This window comes from Polaromonas sp. P1_E11, from assembly GCF_056405995.1.
This window is the reverse complement of record NZ_JBFUBA010000002.1, coordinates 126394-142428: the sequence shown is the minus strand read 5'-3', so window position 1 is coordinate 142428 and position 16035 is coordinate 126394. Positions and strand designations below refer to the sequence as shown.

The 16035-nt window shown below is 59.8% G+C and carries 14 protein-coding genes; 13 read left to right on the top strand and 1 reads right to left on the bottom strand.

Going from position 1 to position 16035, the window contains the following annotated elements:
* Positions 1–209 precede the first annotated feature (209 nt).
* From AC1D11_RS08155 to AC1D11_RS08130, 6 genes are all read left to right on the top strand, one after another.
* Complete coding sequence (locus AC1D11_RS08155; RefSeq protein ID WP_457280395.1) at positions 210–695, top strand: hemerythrin domain-containing protein; 486 nt, start codon at positions 210–212, stop codon at positions 693–695.
* Between the two features lie 72 nt (positions 696–767).
* The gene (gene dusA, locus AC1D11_RS08150; protein WP_477646488.1) at positions 768–1838 is read left to right on the top strand and encodes a tRNA dihydrouridine(20/20a) synthase DusA; all 1071 of its coding nucleotides are present in this window, start codon (positions 768–770) and stop codon (positions 1836–1838) included.
* On the top strand, positions 1831–2778 hold the full coding sequence (locus AC1D11_RS08145; protein ID WP_477651074.1) for a DMT family transporter: 948 nt from the start codon (positions 1831–1833) through the stop codon (positions 2776–2778). Before dusA ends, AC1D11_RS08145 begins: the two co-directional genes overlap by 8 nt.
* A gap of 452 nt (positions 2779–3230) precedes the next feature.
* On the top strand, positions 3231–5153 hold the full coding sequence (locus tag AC1D11_RS08140) for a PrkA family serine protein kinase (RefSeq protein WP_477651075.1): 1923 nt from the start codon (positions 3231–3233) through the stop codon (positions 5151–5153).
* A 59-nt stretch (positions 5154–5212) separates the two neighbouring features.
* Positions 5213–6487, top strand: coding sequence for a YeaH/YhbH family protein (locus AC1D11_RS08135; RefSeq protein ID WP_477646607.1), 1275 nt, complete (start codon positions 5213–5215; stop codon positions 6485–6487).
* Positions 6484–8043, top strand: coding sequence for a SpoVR family protein (locus tag AC1D11_RS08130; protein WP_477646491.1), 1560 nt, complete (start codon positions 6484–6486; stop codon positions 8041–8043). Before AC1D11_RS08135 ends, AC1D11_RS08130 begins: the two co-directional genes overlap by 4 nt.
* 38 nt (positions 8044–8081) lie before the next feature.
* Here AC1D11_RS08130 and AC1D11_RS08125 read toward each other — a convergent pair whose 3' ends face one another.
* Entirely contained in the window at positions 8082–8717 is a 636-nt protein-coding gene (locus AC1D11_RS08125) for a GntR family transcriptional regulator (protein WP_477646492.1), read from the bottom strand.
* Positions 8718–8938: 221 nt separating this feature from the next.
* Between AC1D11_RS08125 and scpA the strand changes: the two genes are divergently transcribed.
* The 7 genes from scpA (at position 8939) to AC1D11_RS08090 (ending at position 16027) form a co-directional block, all read left to right on the top strand.
* The gene (gene scpA / locus AC1D11_RS08120) at positions 8939–11104 is read left to right on the top strand and encodes a methylmalonyl-CoA mutase (protein WP_477646493.1); all 2166 of its coding nucleotides are present in this window, start codon (positions 8939–8941) and stop codon (positions 11102–11104) included.
* The gene (locus AC1D11_RS08115) at positions 11097–11309 is read left to right on the top strand and encodes a hypothetical protein (protein WP_477646494.1); all 213 of its coding nucleotides are present in this window, start codon (positions 11097–11099) and stop codon (positions 11307–11309) included. Before scpA ends, AC1D11_RS08115 begins: the two co-directional genes overlap by 8 nt.
* A 169-nt stretch (positions 11310–11478) precedes the next feature.
* Entirely contained in the window at positions 11479–11946 is a 468-nt protein-coding gene (locus AC1D11_RS08110; protein ID WP_477651077.1) for a GNAT family N-acetyltransferase, read from the top strand.
* Positions 11946–12974, top strand: coding sequence for a methylmalonyl Co-A mutase-associated GTPase MeaB (gene meaB, locus AC1D11_RS08105; protein ID WP_477646496.1), 1029 nt, complete (start codon positions 11946–11948; stop codon positions 12972–12974). The genes AC1D11_RS08110 and meaB overlap by 1 nt, the downstream gene beginning before the upstream one ends.
* Entirely contained in the window at positions 12971–13843 is an 873-nt protein-coding gene (locus tag AC1D11_RS08100) for an alpha/beta hydrolase family protein (RefSeq protein WP_477646497.1), read from the top strand. Before meaB ends, AC1D11_RS08100 begins: the two co-directional genes overlap by 4 nt.
* A 31-nt stretch (positions 13844–13874) precedes the next feature.
* Positions 13875–15407, top strand: coding sequence for an acyl-CoA carboxylase subunit beta (locus AC1D11_RS08095; protein WP_477651078.1), 1533 nt, complete (start codon positions 13875–13877; stop codon positions 15405–15407).
* Entirely contained in the window at positions 15377–16027 is a 651-nt protein-coding gene (locus AC1D11_RS08090; RefSeq protein WP_477651079.1) for a hypothetical protein, read from the top strand. The genes AC1D11_RS08095 and AC1D11_RS08090 overlap by 31 nt, the downstream gene beginning before the upstream one ends.
* Positions 16028–16035: the final 8 nt, after the last annotated feature.

Here is a 16035-nt window from a genome sequence, read left to right as displayed (position 1 = left end):
GGCTTGGGCGAATTTGAGGGCCTGTGCAGCAAGGCCGCCACGGTTTTGGCCCGGCTCCGTCATGTTCATGTATTCCTACACAAGCGTTTCCGGGTTTCCCACAAATCGAGCACAGGCGCCGGCCTAAATTGGCTGGGCGGTTGGCTTTTCCGGCCGCATTGAATTTCAGCCCATAAACAGACTGACCATTAACCCCAAAGAGGATCCCCATGAGCAAAGCACCTCCGAAAAAGCACGATGCCGTAGACCTGCTGGATGCCGACCACATCGCCGTTAAAAAGCTCTTCACCACATTCAGGAAGTTATGCGACAGCCATGCGTCCGGCGAGGAAAAGCGCGAAGTAGCCGACAAGATTTGCCAGGAGCTGACGGTGCACGCGCAAATTGAAGAAGAAATCTTCTATCCACAAGTTCGCGCGGCCATCAATGACGACGCGCTGCTCGACGAGGCAGAGGTGGAGCACGGTACGGCAAAAGACCTGATCGCACAGATATCGGGTATGGATCCGGAAGACGACCTGTATGACGCCCGGGTGACGGTATTGGGCGAATACATCGACCACCACGTGAAGGAAGAGCGCGAGGAAATGTTCGTCAAGGCCCGCAAGTCCCGGCTGGACCTGGTTGCATTGGCCGACGAGCTAAGCCAGCGAAAAATGGAACTCATGGACGAATTCAAAACCGCCGAGGTATGACGGGTTTCTAGCGGACTTCTCCGCCAAAGCCCTGCGCCGCTGCGGATGCGTCCTTTCTGGGAAAATGGGGCTATGTCAGCCCCATTTCCATTTCCCGCTGCGCCTGTATCCGGCGCCTCTGCCGCATTGCCCGGTCATCCCTGGCGGCTAAGTGTGGCTCCGATGATGGACTGGACCGACCGGCATTGCCGCCACTTTCACCGGTTGCTGTCGCGCCATGCCTTGCTCTACACCGAAATGGTCACTACGGGTGCGCTGATCCACGGTGACGTGGAGCGCCACTTGCGGTTCAACGCCGAAGAACATCCCGTGGCATTACAGCTGGGCGGCAGCGAGCCGGCGGATCTGGCGCGCTGTGCGCAGCTGGGCGAAAAGTGGGGCTATGACGAAATCAACCTCAACTGCGGGTGCCCTAGCGAGCGCGTGCAGCGCGGAGCTTTCGGCGCCTGCCTGATGGCCGAGCCGCAGCTGGTGGCCGATTGCGTGAAAGCCATGGTCGATGTGGTCGATGTACCGGTCACGGTGAAGCACCGCATCGGCATCGACAAGGCTGAAAGCTATGAATTTGTGCGCGACTTTGTGGGCGCGGTCAGCGAGGCTGGTTGCAAGGTCTTTATCGTGCATGCGCGCAATGCCTGGCTCAAGGGCCTTTCCCCCAAGGAAAACCGCGAGGTGCCGCCGCTGCGTTATGAGTTGGTGCACCGCCTCAAGAAGGAATTCCCGGGCCTGGTTATCTGCATCAACGGCGGCATCAACACGCGGGAAGAAGTAGCTGGGCATTTAGCCGCGCTTGACGGCGTGATGATTGGCCGCGAGGCCTACCACAACCCCTGGTGGCTGGCTTCCTGGGACAGCGCCTTCTTCGGCGGCGCCGAATCCCTGTCGACCCGTGAAACTGTGGAGTCGCAGATGTGCGACTACATGGTGCGTGAGGCGGCCGAGCATGGCACGCCCAGGAGCGCCATCGCGCGCCACATGCTGGGTCTGCGCAACGGCCTGCCCGGCGCGCGGCGCTGGCGCCAGGTCTGGAGCAACCACCGCCTGCGCGACCTGCCGCCGCATGCCGTGATGGCGCTGGCGCACGAAATGCCGGCTTCATCGCCATCAGCGCTTGCCGACACCACCTTCCTGGCCGATGCCTGATTCCGCGCAAAAACAGGCGCGCCAGGCGCTGGCCCTGCTCTGGCTGGTGCCGGCGCTCTGGACGGTCAACTACATCGTGGCGCGCAAGGCGCCGGGTGTGATAGGCCCCTATCTGCTGGCTTTCGGGCGCTGGGGTCTGGTGGCGTTGTTTCTGCTGTTGCTCACCCGGTCCGAGCTGTGGCGCCAGCGTGGCCACATCGGCAAAGTGTGGTGGCAGTACCTGGTGCTGGGTACCCTGGGCATGGTGATTTGCGGCGCCTGGGTTTACCAGGGGGCACGTTCCACTGGTGCGATGAATATCGCGCTCATTTATGCGGCGTCGCCGGTGCTGATAGGTCTGGGTGCAGTGATCTGGCTCGGTGAGCGCCTGGGCCTGCGCCAGGGCCTGGGGGTGTTGCTGGCCATCGCCGGTGTGGTGCACGTCGTGGTCAAAGGCCAATGGACCGCGCTGGCTGGCGTGCAGTTCTCGGCGGGAGACCTGTGGATCGTGGCCGCCACGGTGTCATGGGCGGCCTATGCCTTGCTGCAAAAGCAGTGGCCCAGCCCGCTCGGCGCCACGGCCCGGCTGGCATCCATCTGCATAGGCGGCAGCCTGGTGCTGCTTCCCCTGACTGCTTGGGAAGTATCGCGGCCTGATGCCCTGCCATTAAGCGGCTACGGGCTGTGGCTGATCGTGGTGGCCGCAATTGTGCCGGGGCTGGGCGCTTACTGGATTTACGGCTGGGCGCAAAAAATCCTGGGTGCCAGCCGTGTGGCAGTGTCCCTGTACCTGGGGCCTCTCTATGCGGCGCTGGCTGCCTGGGGCGTGCTGGGCGAACCGTTGGGCTGGCACCACGCGGTAGGTGCCGCATTGATACTGCCCGGCGTATTTTTTGTAACGGGTGCCGACAAGGGGCTGACTAAAAAACATTCAGGGCCGATACTGACAGAAGGCACTTGAAATTCCTGACACGCATTGGTGACTTCAGCTTGCGGCCTGCTGTTTTTCCATGCAATGCGTGTGTCTGATTTTTGTCTGTTGAATGCGCTCCGGCTTTGAAATAAATGCGGCCAGCGATTTTTCATTCTTCAACAAAACCTTCAAAGCCGCCTGATCGCCTGCGCACTAAGCTATTAAAAAAATAGCAAACTCAACGATCATGAAGACAGACGTGCGATGGTGCCGGCATGACGCACACACGCATACATATCGACCGCATTCGTTAAAAAATACGCTGTACCTATTCGCGCATTTGGAAAATAATGGAGACGATTGTTCCTTGGAACTTTCCGTTGACATTGCGATCTATCAATCGCATGGTGTGAGATAACAGTTGATGCATTGCGCGGAATCTGAAGCAGATTTCCATCACGAGTCGGGGTGTTTCGGTTCCCGCGCGCAAAGGAGGATTTATGGATGTCGTCCGTAATTTTCTGACGCGTTATGAACAAACGCGAGAAGAGGAGCTGTCCATCGAGGACTACCTCGACGCCTGCAAGCGCAGTCCTCTCGTCTACGCCACCGCGGCGGAGCGCATGCTCGCCGCCATTGGCGAGCCTGAACTGCTCGACACCCGGCATGACCAGCGGCTGTCGCGCCTGTTCGGCAACAAGGTCATCAAGATCTACCCGGCATTCCGCGACTTCTACGGCCTGGAGGATCCCATCGAGCAGGTGGTCTCTTACTTCCGCCATGCCGCGCAGGGCCTGGAAGAGAAAAAACAAATCCTGTATTTGCTGGGCCCTGTGGGCGGCGGCAAGTCGTCCATCGCTGAGCGGCTCAAACAGCTGATGGAGCAGGTACCTTTTTACGCCTTGAAGGGCTCGCCTGTTAATGAGTCTCCGCTCAGCCTGTTCAATAATGCAGAGGACCTTCCATTGCTGGAGTCCCAGTACGGCATTGCACCGCGTTACCTGCAGCGGGTCATGTCGCCGTGGGCGGTCAAGCGCCTTGAGGAGTACGGTGGCGACATTCGCCGGTTCCGTGTGGTCAAGCGCTTTCCTTCCATCCTGAAGCAGTGCGCTATTTCCAAAACAGAGCCCGGCGATGAGAACAACCAGGACATCTCTTCGCTGGTCGGCAAGATCGACATCCGCAAACTGGAAACCTATGCCCAGGACGATCCGGACGCTTATAGCTATTCCGGCGGCCTGTGCCTGTCCAACCAGGGCCTGCTTGAGTTTGTCGAAATGTTCAAGGCACCCATCAAGGTGCTGCATCCCCTGCTGACCGCCACGCAGGAGGGCAACTTCAAGGGCACGGAGGGCTTTGGCGCCATTCCCTTCGACGGCATCGTGATGGCGCACTCCAATGAAAGTGAGTGGAAGGCGTTCAAGAACAACAGGAACAACGAGGCTTTCCTGGACCGGATTTACATCGTCAAGATTCCGTATTGCCTGCGCGTGTCGGAGGAAGTGAAGATTTATGAAAAGCTGATTCACAACTCCTCGCTGCACAACGCCATCTGCGCGCCCGGCACCTTGAAGATGATGGCTCAGTTTGCCGTGCTGACGCGCCTGAAGGAGCCCGAGAGCTCCAGCATCTTCAGCAAGCTGCAGGTGTATGACGGCGAAAATCTCAAGGACACCGACCCGAAAGCCAAGAGCTACCAGGAATACCGCGACTATGCGGGTGTCGATGAGGGAATGAATGGGATCTCGACGCGCTTTGCCTTCAAGATTTTGTCCAAGGTGTTCAACTTCGACTCCACCGAAATCGCGGCCAACCCTGTGCACCTGATGTATGTGCTGGAGCAGCAGATCGAGCGCGAGCAGTTCCCGCCTGAAACCGAGCAGAAGTACCTGGCTTATATCAAGGAAATCCTGGCCATGCGTTATGCCGAGTTCATCGGCAAGGAAATCCAGACGGCCTACCTGGAATCCTATTCGGAATACGGGCAGAACATTTTCGACCGTTACGTGACCTACGCCGACTTCTGGATCCAGGACCAGGAATACCGTGATACAGATACTGGGGAAATCTTCGACCGCTCGGCGCTCAATGCCGAGCTCGAGAAAATCGAGAAGCCCGCCGGCATCAGCAACCCGAAAGACTTCCGCAACGAGATTGTCAACTTCGTGTTGCGCGCACGTGCCAACAACGCGGGCAAGAATCCGGTTTGGACCAGCTACGAAAAACTCCGTACCGTGATCGAGAAAAAGATGTTCTCAAACACCGAAGACCTGTTGCCGGTGATTTCGTTCAATGCCAAGGCCAGCGCGGACGAGCAGCAAAAACACGAAGACTTCGTCAACCGCATGGTCGCCAAGGGATATACCACGCGCCAGGTCCGGTTGTTGTGCGACTGGTACTTGCGGGTACGCAAGAGTTCCTGAGGCCCGCGCCGCGCCGCGGTGGCGCGTCGTGTGTTTGTGTCATGTGTATGTGACCGGAGATCACTGTGCTCCAGCAAGTCATTGACAGGCGGTTGGCGGGAAAGAACAAGTCCATCGGCAACCGCGAGCGTTTCCTGCGCCGATTCCGCGGGCAGATACGCGACGCCGTGCGCCGTGCCGTCGCGGGCCGCAGCATCCATGACATCGAGCAGGGCGAAGACGTCACATTGCCGCGGCGCGATGTTTACCAGCCAGTGTTTGGGCACACCGGTGGCACGCGCGAGACTGTGCACCCCGGTAACCGCGAATACGTACGCGGCGACCGCATCGCGCGGCCGCAGGGCGGCAGCGGCGGCGGGTCGGGCGGCGAGGCCAGTCCCGACGGCGAGGGTGAAGACGACTTTGTCTTCCGCATCACGCGCGAAGAGTTCATGCAGTACTTCTTTGACGACCTTGCGCTCCCCGATCTCATACGTACCCAGCTGTTGCCCGATGCGCCGGAATGGAAATCCCGCCGTGCCGGCTTCATCTCGGACGGAACGCCGACCAACCTGCACGTGGTGCGTTCGCTGCGGGTCGCGCTCAGCCGACGCATTGCCATAGGCGGGGAGACGCGGCGGCAGGTGCATGAGCTGGAGGCGCAGCTGGCGCTGGCCCTGCGCGACGCGCCGGATCTGCCTGACGAGATTCTTTCCTTGAGGACACAAGTCGACGCGCTCCGCCGGCGCCTCAAGGCCATCCCGTTTTTCGATCCCTTCGACCTGCGTTACCGCAACCGTGTCAAGGTACCGCAGCCCAGTGCCAAGGCGGTCATGTTTTGTCTGATGGATGTATCGGGCTCCATGGACGAAACGCGCAAGGACATCGCCAAGCGGTTTTTTATCCTGCTGTACCTGTTCCTCAGGAAGCATTACGAAAAGACCGACGTCATCTTCATTCGCCATCACACCCAGGCGACCGAGGTGTCCGAAGAGGAGTTCTTCCAGTCCACCGAAACCGGCGGCACCGTGGTGTCCAGCGCCCTGGCCTTGATGCACCAGATCATCCAGGAGCGTTATCCGCCGGGTGACTGGAACATCTATGGCGCCCAGGCTTCGGACGGCGATAACTGGCACCAGGATTCGGCCCGCTGCCGCGAGTTGCTGGTCGGCAAGCTGCTTCCGGTGTCGCGGTATTTCGCCTATGTCCAGGTCGGTGAAGAGGACCAGAACCTCTGGGAGGAGTACACCAAGGTGCAAGAGGACAACCGGAATTTCGCGATGCGCAAGGTCGCGGCCGCGGACGAGATTTTCCCGGTATTCAGGGAGTTGTTCAAAAAAGGCGTCAAGCCATGACAAAGAGCGAGAGAAAGCCTGCCGAAGTGGCGGCGCCTGGCTTGCCCGGCACCGGGCGCCGGCATGCCTGCCTGCCCAGCCCGTCCGACTGGTCCTTCGAGTTGATCGAGCTCTACCACGGCGAGATTGCGCGAAAGGCAAAGTCCTTCGGCCTGGACACCTACCCGGTGCAACTCGAGGTCATCACAGCCGAGCAGATGATTGATGCATATGCCTCGGTGGGCATGCCGGTGAACTATCGGCACTGGTCCTTCGGCAAACAGTTCATCTCGACGGAAAAAAATTACCGGCGCGGCCAGATGGGGCTGGCTTACGAAGTTGTGATCAATTCCAACCCCTGCATCGCCTACCTGATGGAAGAGAACACCATGCCCATGCAGGCGCTGGTGATGGCGCATGCCTGCTACGGCCACAACTCTTTCTTCAAGGGCAACTATCTGTTCCAGATGTGGACTGACGCCGGCGCCATCGTCGACTACCTGGTGTACGCGCGGGCTTACATTGCCGAGTGCGAAGAGCGCCACGGCTGGGAGGCGGTCGAGCAACTGCTGGATTCCTGCCATGCCCTGATGAGCCACGGTGTGGACCGTTACCAGCGCTCGCAGAAGCTGTCGCTGGCGGAGGAAGAAGCCCGCCGCAAGGACCGCGAGGCTTATCTGCAGCAGCAGCTCAATGACCTGTGGCGCACGGTGCCCAGGCCTGCCGACAAGCCGGCCGAAAAAACCCATCGCCGTTTTCCGCCGGAGCCGCAGGAAAATATCCTGTATTTCATCGAGAAGAACGCGCCCCTGCTGGAGCCCTGGCAGCGCGAGGTGATCCGCATCGTGCGCAAGATCGGCCAGTACTTTTACCCACAACGCCAGACGCAGATCATGAATGAAGGCTGGGCCACCTTCTGGCATTACACGCTGCTCAATTCCCTGTACGACGAGGGCTTGCTGACCGACGGCTTCATGATCGAATGCCTGCGATCCCACACCAATGTCATTTACCAGCCGCCGGTGACACATCCGGGCTACAACGGCGTTAACCCCTACGCACTGGGGTTTGCCATGTTCAGCGACCTCAAGCGCATTTGCGAGTCTCCCACGGAAGAAGACCGGCAGTGGTTGCCGGACGTTGCCGGCTCCAACTGGCTGGAGACGCTGGACTACGCAATGCGGCATTTCCGCGACGAGAGTTTCATCGGGCAATACCTTTCGCCGCGTCTGATACGCGAATTTCGCCTCTTCTCAGTGGTGGATGACGCGAGCAGGTCCGAGCTTGAAGTGGCGGCCATTCATGACGACGCGGGTTATCGGCATGTACGGGAGGCGCTGTCGCGCCAGCATGACCTGAATTACCGCGAGCCCAACATACAGGTCTGGGACGTTGACGTACGCGGGACCCGCTCCCTGACCTTGCGCCACAGCCGCCACAACGACCGGACGCTCACCGACGATGTCCAGGAGGTGATCAAGCATGTTGCGCGCCTTTGGGGTTTTCCCGTCCTGCTTGAAAGTGTGGACAAGCACGGCAAGGTGGTGCAGCACTGGGAGGCGCTGCCGCAGGCCTGATTCCATTCCATCCAGGGGTCGGCCGGAAGGCCAGGTTGTCAGGCCGCCGCTTCCAGTCCGTTCCTGAAGTGCTCCCGCATGCGCTGCGCGGTGGCATTCGCGTCACCCGACGACAGCGCCTGCATGATGGCGCGATGCTCGGCAAGCGACTCTTCAATGCGGCCACTTTTGAGCAGCGAGTTGTGGCGGTTGAGCTTCATGACCTTGCGCAGGTCGGCCACCATCTGGTCACGCCAGCGGTTGTTGGCGATTTCCAGCAGGCGCATGTGAAAGGCTTCATTGATCTCGAAGAACCGCTCACGGTTGCCGACGGCTTTCTCCAGTTCGTTATGCAGGCCCTGCAGTTCCTTGAGCTGGGAAGGCGTCGCCTGGGTGGCCACCACACCGGCCGCGTCGCTCTCCAGCAGCGCAAGCAGGTGATACACGTCGGCCAGGTCCCGCTCAGACACTTCGGTCACATAGGCGCCGCGCCGCACCTTCATCGTGACCAGGCCTTCGGTGGCCAGCACTTTCAGGGCTTCGCGCAGCGGCGTTCGGCTGATGCCGTATTCCTCGGCCAGCTTGAGCTCGTCAATCCAGCTGCCCGGCGTCAGTTCGCGGTTGAAGATGCGCTGGCGCAAAAGCTCCGCCACTTCTTCGTAAAGCGCTCGAGGGGTCAGGGACACTGCGGCCATGGGCATAAAGGTGTTTTTTGAATGTGCGATAGCTTCGAGTGGGGCGCTGCTTTCGATCAGCGCTGCACGCGAGTTAGTGGGCATCTTACTTCAAACTGAATTTTGCATCAATAATTATAAATGATGTAAACTTGACCAGATTCATGACTTCCTCTCATGCTGAGCCTATGCTGTTTCATCGCAGCACCCGGCGTGAAGACCCGTTACGGTAAACCCATCCCATGTCCAATCCCAGCAAAGAACCTGAATTTCCCGCAGCCAGCCTTGAAGCATGGGCCAGAGCCGCTGCCAAATCAGCGCCCGGCGGCGATGTGGGCTCGCTGAACTGGCAGACACCGGACGGCATCAGTGTCAAGCCGCTCTATACCGCTGAGGACACCAAAGACCTTCCGCACACCAACACACTGCCCGGTTTCGAGCCTTTCATCCGCGGCCCGCAGGCCACCATGTATGCGGTGCGCCCATGGACGATCCGCCAGTACGCAGGCTTTTCCACGGCCGAGGAGTCGAATGCTTTCTACCGCAAGGCGCTGGCCGCCGGCGGGCAGGGCGTATCGGTCGCGTTTGACCTGGCCACGCACCGTGGTTACGACAGCGACCACCCGCGCGTGACCGGCGACGTGGGCAAGGCCGGCGTGGCGATTGATTCAGTCGAGGACATGAAGATTCTGTTCGACCAGATACCGCTGGACAAGGTCAGCGTCTCCATGACCATGAACGGTGCGGTGCTGCCGGTTTTAGCCGGCTATGTGGTCGCGGCTGAAGAGCAGGGCGTGAGCCAGGACAAATTGAGCGGAACCATCCAGAACGACATCCTCAAGGAGTTCATGGTCCGCAACACCTACATCTTTCCGCCCCAGCCCAGCATCCGCATCATTGGCGACATCATTGAATACACGGCGCAGAACATGCCGAAGTTCAATTCGATCTCGATCTCGGGTTACCACATGCAGGAAGCCGGCGCCAACCAGGCGCTAGAGCTGGCCTTCACCTTGGCCGATGGAAAAGAGTATGTAAAAACCGCGCTAGGCAAGGGCCTGGATGTGGATGAATTCGCCGGGCGCCTGAGTTTCTTCTGGGCCATAGGCATGAATTTCTACCTTGAAGTCGCCAAGATGCGGGCCGCCCGCCTGCTGTGGTGCCGCATCATGAAGGGTTTCAACGCCAAGAGCCCCAAGAGCCTGATGCTGCGCACGCACTGCCAGACTTCGGGCTGGAGTTTGACCGAGCAGGATCCTTACAACAACGTGGTGCGCACCACCATCGAGGCGATGGCTGCTGTCTTTGGCGGCACGCAGAGCCTGCATACCAACTCGTTTGACGAAGCGATTGCCCTGCCCACCGAGTTCAGTGCCCGCATCGCCCGCAACACCCAGCTCATCATCCAGGAAGAAACCCACATTCCCCACGTCATCGATCCCTGGGCCGGCAGCTACATGATGGAAAAGCTCACCCAGGACATGGCTGACGCCGCCTGGGCCATCATTGAAGAAGTCGAGGCCATGGGAGGCATGACGAAAGCCGTGGACAGTGGCTGGGCCAAGCTCAAGATCGAGGCGGCCGCGGCTGAAAAGCAGGCGCGCATCGACAGCGGCAAGGATGTCATCGTCGGCGTCAACAAATACAAACTCAAGACCGAGGACGCCATCGAGTCGCGCGACATCGACAACGTGGCGGTGCGCGACGGGCAGATCACACGGCTCAAGGCCATCAAGGCCAGTCGTGACAACGCGGCGGTGCAGGCCGCGCTGGACGCCTTGACGGCGGCCGCCGAAAATAACAACGGCAATCTGCTGGACCTCAGCATCAAGGCCGTGCGCCTGCGCGCCACGGTGGGTGAGGTCAGCGATGCCCTCGAGAAAGTCTACGGGCGCCACCGCGCCGATACACAAAAGGTGACCGGTGTGTACGCTGCCGCTTATGACTCCGCCGAAGGCTGGGAAACCCTCAAAACCGAGATCAACGCGTTTGCCGAAGAGCAGGGCCGCCGCCCGCGCGTGATGATTTCCAAACTCGGCCAGGACGGCCACGACCGAGGCGCCAAGGTGGTGGCCACGGCTTTCGCCGACCTGGGCTTTGACGTAGACATGGGGCCGCTATTCCAGACGCCCGAAGAGTGCGCGCGCCAGGCGATTGAAAACGACGTGCATGCGGTGGGCGTCTCTACACTGGCGGCCGGCCATAAGACGCTGGTGCCGGCCATCATCGCCGAGCTGAAAAAACAGGGCGCCGACGACATCATTGTGTTTGTCGGTGGCGTCATTCCGAGGCAAGACTACGAGATGCTCTATGAAGCCGGCGTGAAGGGCATCTACGGCCCGGGCACGCCGATTCCGGCCAGCGCCAAGGATGTGCTGGAACAAATACGGAAAGCCGTTAATGCCTGACCCTCAAAAAAAAGATCCTGTTGGGCGGTGGGTCTGTGCTGGTCTACTTTTCATTATTGTGTTCCCCCTTGGGATTTTCATGATGATCGCGGGCCAGATTTTTGGGGCGATTCTTATGTTGTTGCTGCTGTTTGGGTTCGTTGGTGCTTTGCTTTTTGGCTCCGATGAGCTGCTGGAAAAACTGGCACGGTGGCAGAGTCCCTGATGTCGCCGGTTGATTTTCATGATGACATGTTGGTGCTGAGTGGGGGCGCTGCCCAGCACCGCGCTATCGCCAACGCGGTCACGCTGATCAAGTCCATCCGCGTTGATCCGGGCTGGCACCAGGGATGTGTGGGACCAGATTCAAACCGCTATTGCGAAAGGAGTGTGCGGTGACGGACATCAGTTTGCGCCTGTCCCTGCAGCCGGTGCTCGCCGGCGACTTCGAGGACATGCTGGCCTTGCGCATTGACGCGATGCGGCCCAGTCTGGAGCGCGTCGGCCGCTTTGATCTCGCACGCTCGCGCGAGCGGCTGTTGGCGGGGTTTTTCCCGCAGTACATGCAACACATCCTGTTCGACGGTGAGCGCGTGGGCTTTTTCACGCTCAAGCCCGAAGGCGACTCGGCCCTGCGGCTTGATCACCTGTATTTGCGCAGCAGTGCCAGCGGCCAGGGCATAGGCGCATGGGTACTGCGGCAGGTACTGACCCAGGCGCGCGAGCGCGGTCTGGTTGTCAGGCTCACCGCGCTGAAAGAAAGTGATGCCAATCGTTTCTACTTGCGCCACGGTTTTGTGCTGCAAGGCGAAGAAGGCGTGGATCTGCACTATGAATGGCCAGTGACGGAGTTGGCGACGTAATGGCTGCACCCGATTTTCTGCAGGCCATCATGGGCCCGGATGCGATGGTGCAGCGCCGCGCCATCGCCAAAGCCATCACGCTGCTGGAATCTACCCGCGCCGACCACCGCGCCCAAGGAGACGAGTTGCTCACGGTCCTGCTGCCCCACACCGGCAAGGCCACGCGCCTGGGCATCAGCGGCGTTCCCGGCGTGGGCAAGTCCACCTTTATCGAAGTGCTGGGCCTCTACCTGATAGCACAGGGCCACCGCGTCGCTGTGCTTACCGTCGATCCTTCCTCTTCAGTCTCCGGTGGTTCCATCCTGGGCGACAAGACCCGTATGGAAAAGCTCTCGGTGCATGAACGTGCCTACATCCGGCCCAGCCCTTCCAGCGGCAACCTGGGCGGTGTGGCCGAGAAGACGCGAGAGGCCATGCTGGTGTGCGAGGCCGCCAGGTACGACGTGGTGATCGTAGAAACTGTCGGTGTGGGGCAGAGCGAAACCGCCGTCGCCAATATGACCGACATGTTTGTGCTGATGCAACTGCCCAATGCCGGCGACGACCTGCAAGCCATCAAAAAAGGCGTGATGGAGCTGGCCGACCTGGTCATCATCAACAAGGCCGACATCGATGCCGACGCGGCCATGCGCGCTGAGGCGCAGATCACGTCAGCCATGCGCTTGTTCGGTCTGGTCAACAACGCGATGGACAGCACGCAGGCCGCCAGCTTCGACAGGAACTGGCACCCGCAAGTCATCCAGCTCAGCGCCCTTCACAACAAGGGCGTGGACGTGTTCTGGAAAGCCGTGACGCAGTTCAAGGCCTTGCAAACCGCCAACGGCCAGTTGGCGGCACGCCGCAAGCAGCAGTCGCTGGCCTGGATGTGGGAACGCATAGACGCCGGCCTCAAGCAGGCTTTCCGCCAGGATCCGCAAGTGCGCGAGCGCCTGCCCGGCCTGCTCGCTGAGGTGGCGCGTGGCGAAGTGGCGGCATCGACAGCTGCCAGGAGCTTGTTGGCACTGGCATCCAAAGAGGGAAACTCATGAAGAAAATCGCCATTCTTTGCATGCTGCTTCTGCAGGCCTGCCTGACTTGGGCGGGCGGCATGGTCGCTGGTGAGTCGCAAAGCTTTGTCTTCACGGACAAAGGCTATTTCGCGGACAAGCCCGTCACTGTGCATTACTACAAGGCGCGCAGCGCTGGTCCGGATGCGCGGGTGATGATGGTGATCCACGGCGCGGAACGGCAGGGCTCGCGCATGCGCGACAACTGGATGCCTTTTGCCGAGAAAAATAAACTCATCGTGCTGGCCCCGGAGTTTGACGAGGCGCGGTTTTCTTCCAGGTTGTTCAACATGGGTGGCATTGAAAGCAGTGACCGTGCCCAGTGGTCTTTCCAGATCATCGAACATCTTTTTGATTTTGTCCGCGCCGATGAGGGCCTATTCGCGACCGACTATCTGCTGTTCGGCCACTCGGCCGGCGGGCAGTTCGTGCACCGCTTCATGCTGCTGACCGAGGCGCCGCGTGTCTCTGTTGCCGTGGCAGCCAATGCCGGCAGCTATACCATGCCCCGCTATCCAGGCCTGATGGAAGACAAATTTCCTTACGCGCTTAACGAAAGCATTGTCAGCCCCGACAAACTCAGGCAGGTTTTCGCCCGCAAGCTGATCGTGCTGCTTGGTGAAGCTGACATAAAAACCGATGAGGCCAACCTTCCCAAGGCCAGGCAAGCCACCGCCCAGGGCGTGAACCGCTTTGAGCGCGGCACCCACTTCTTCGAGCAGGCCCAGGCGCAGGCGCAGAAGCTGGGCACACCCCTGGCGTGGGAACGTGTCACCGTGCCGGGCGTGGGGCATGACTCACGCCGCATGAGTCAGGCCGCTGCACGCTTTCTGTTTGAACCCGTTAAATAAACTTTCACCGTCCCAAATTGCGGAACACACCATGCAAGAAATCCTTGAACAACTCGAAAAGAAACGCGCGGCAGCCCGCTTGGGCGGCGGCCAGAAGCGCATCGACGCGCAGCACGGCAAAGGCAAGCTGACGGCACGCGAGCGGCTGGAGTTGCTGCTCGACGAAGGCACGTTTGAAGAGTGGGACATGTTTGTCGAGCACCGCTGCACCGACTTCGGCATGGAAAACAACAAGGTTCCCGGCGACGGTGTGGTGACCGGCTACGGCATGATCAACGGCCGCCTGGTCTTCGTTTTCAGCCAGGACTTCACCGTGTTTGGCGGCGCCCTGAGCGAAGCCCATGCCGAGAAAATCTGCAAGGTGATGGATCAGGCCATGAAGGTCGGTGCGCCCGTCATCGGCCTTAACGACTCCGGCGGCGCCCGTATCCAGGAGGGTGTGGCGTCACTGGGCGGCTATGCCGACGTGTTCCAGCGCAACGTGATGGCCTCGGGTGTGGTGCCGCAGATCAGCATGGTCATGGGGCCCTGCGCTGGCGGCGCTGTGTACTCGCCTGCCATGACCGACTTCATCTTTATGGTGAAGGATTCGAGCTATATGTTCGTCACCGGCCCCGAGGTCGTGAAAACCGTGACACACGAAGAGGTGACGGCCGAGGAACTGGGCGGCGCCACCACCCACACCACACGCAGCGGCGTGGCCGACATGGCGTTTGAGAATGACGTTGAAGCGTTGCTGATGCTGCGCCGCCTGTACAACTACCTGCCGCTGAACAACCGCGAAAAAGCGCCGATACGCCCTAGCGCCGACCCGGCCGGCCGAATGGACCTGAGCCTGGACACGCTGGTGCCTGAGAACCCGAACAAGCCGTACGACATGAAGGAGCTCATCGTCAAGACGGTGGACGACGGCGATTTCTTCGAGATCCAGCCCGAGTACGCGAAGAACATCATCATTGGTTTTGCCCGCATGGAAGGGCAGACGGTGGGCATCGTCGCCAACCAGCCTTTGGTGCTCGCTGGTTGCCTGGACATCAAGAGCTCCATCAAGGCGGCGCGCTTTGTACGCTTTTGCGATGCCTTCAACATTCCGGTCATTACTTTTGTGGACGTGCCTGGCTTCATGCCCGGCACGTCACAGGAATACGGCGGCATCATCAAGCACGGTGCCAAGCTGCTCTACGCGTATGCCGAATGCACGGTGCCGAAGATCACGGTGATCACACGCAAGGCTTATGGTGGCGCTTATGACGTGATGGCTTCCAAGCATTTGCGCGGCGACGTCAACTTCGCCTGGCCCAACGCCGAAATCGCTGTGATGGGCGCCAAGGGTGCGGTGGAAATCATCTTCCGCGAAGACAAGGGTGACCCGGCCAAGCTGGCTGCCAAAGAGGCCGAATACAAGGCCCGCTTTGCCAATCCTTTTGTCGCTGGCGCGCGCGGCTTTATCGACGACGTGATCCTGCCGCATGAGACGCGCAAGCGCATCTGCCGGTCGCTGGTGATGCTGCGCGACAAGAAGATTGAGAACCCGTGGCGCAAGCACGGGAATATTCCGCTGTGACTGGCTGCATGGATTCGCGCTGTTACGCCATTGCGGCGGTGCTGTTAACTGTATCTTTGAATAGTTCTGCTCAATCGTGTCCGGCGTTGAGTCCAGGGCAATCTGCCAGTGAAGCGCTATCGGCGCTGAAAAGTCTGCAGCCAAAGCTTCGCGTTCCGGAATATCTTTCTGAGCCCTGTGCGCCGGACGTGGTGATTCAAGAGCCGCTTAACTTTCCTGTTTGCCAGCTCGACAACAGATTCCCGGTTGAAAAGCTGCTCACTTTTCGCCATCGCTCCAGCAAAAACATTGAAGCGATTGTCTATACGTTCTCGACCGATGACGTAGATGCCTCCGATTTGCTGCGCTTTGCTCAGTCGACCGGAATGGGCGTTTCGCTCATTGGCCTGCAACTGCAGAGCACTTATTCCCTGCAGCTACTTCCCGGGGCGACGGCATTGAGAAATCAGGAAGGCCAGTGGCTCCTTCTGGAAGATACGACCCCCGCGGCTCGAGGCGTTGTCGCCGAAAAAATGATCTTTGAATTCCCCGCCTATCGATTGACTGTTGGATCGGATGACCTCTTGAAAAAGTTACGTTCGGCTGAGACCAACGCATGTGTAGCCAAGCTGCGCCAATAGACCCTACC

Excerpts from the sequence above, each read along its gene's own strand:
- AC1D11_RS08155 (WP_457280395.1), top strand. The coding sequence starts at position 210 with ATGAGCAAAGCACCTCCGAAAAAGCACGATGCCGTAGACCTGCTGGAT.
- dusA (WP_477646488.1), top strand. The coding sequence starts at position 768 with ATGTCAGCCCCATTTCCATTTCCCGCTGCGCCTGTATCCGGCGCCTCT.
- AC1D11_RS08145 (WP_477651074.1), top strand. The coding sequence starts at position 1,831 with ATGCCTGATTCCGCGCAAAAACAGGCGCGCCAGGCGCTGGCCCTGCTC.
- AC1D11_RS08140 (WP_477651075.1), top strand. The coding sequence starts at position 3,231 with ATGGATGTCGTCCGTAATTTTCTGACGCGTTATGAACAAACGCGAGAA.
- AC1D11_RS08130 (WP_477646491.1), top strand. The coding sequence starts at position 6,484 with ATGACAAAGAGCGAGAGAAAGCCTGCCGAAGTGGCGGCGCCTGGCTTG.
- AC1D11_RS08125 (WP_477646492.1), bottom strand. The coding sequence starts at position 8,717 with ATGGCCGCAGTGTCCCTGACCCCTCGAGCGCTTTACGAAGAAGTGGCG.
- scpA (WP_477646493.1), top strand. The coding sequence starts at position 8,939 with ATGTCCAATCCCAGCAAAGAACCTGAATTTCCCGCAGCCAGCCTTGAA.
- AC1D11_RS08115 (WP_477646494.1), top strand. The coding sequence starts at position 11,097 with ATGCCTGACCCTCAAAAAAAAGATCCTGTTGGGCGGTGGGTCTGTGCT.
- meaB (WP_477646496.1), top strand. The coding sequence starts at position 11,946 with ATGGCTGCACCCGATTTTCTGCAGGCCATCATGGGCCCGGATGCGATG.
- AC1D11_RS08100 (WP_477646497.1), top strand. The coding sequence starts at position 12,971 with ATGAAGAAAATCGCCATTCTTTGCATGCTGCTTCTGCAGGCCTGCCTG.
- AC1D11_RS08095 (WP_477651078.1), top strand. The coding sequence starts at position 13,875 with ATGCAAGAAATCCTTGAACAACTCGAAAAGAAACGCGCGGCAGCCCGC.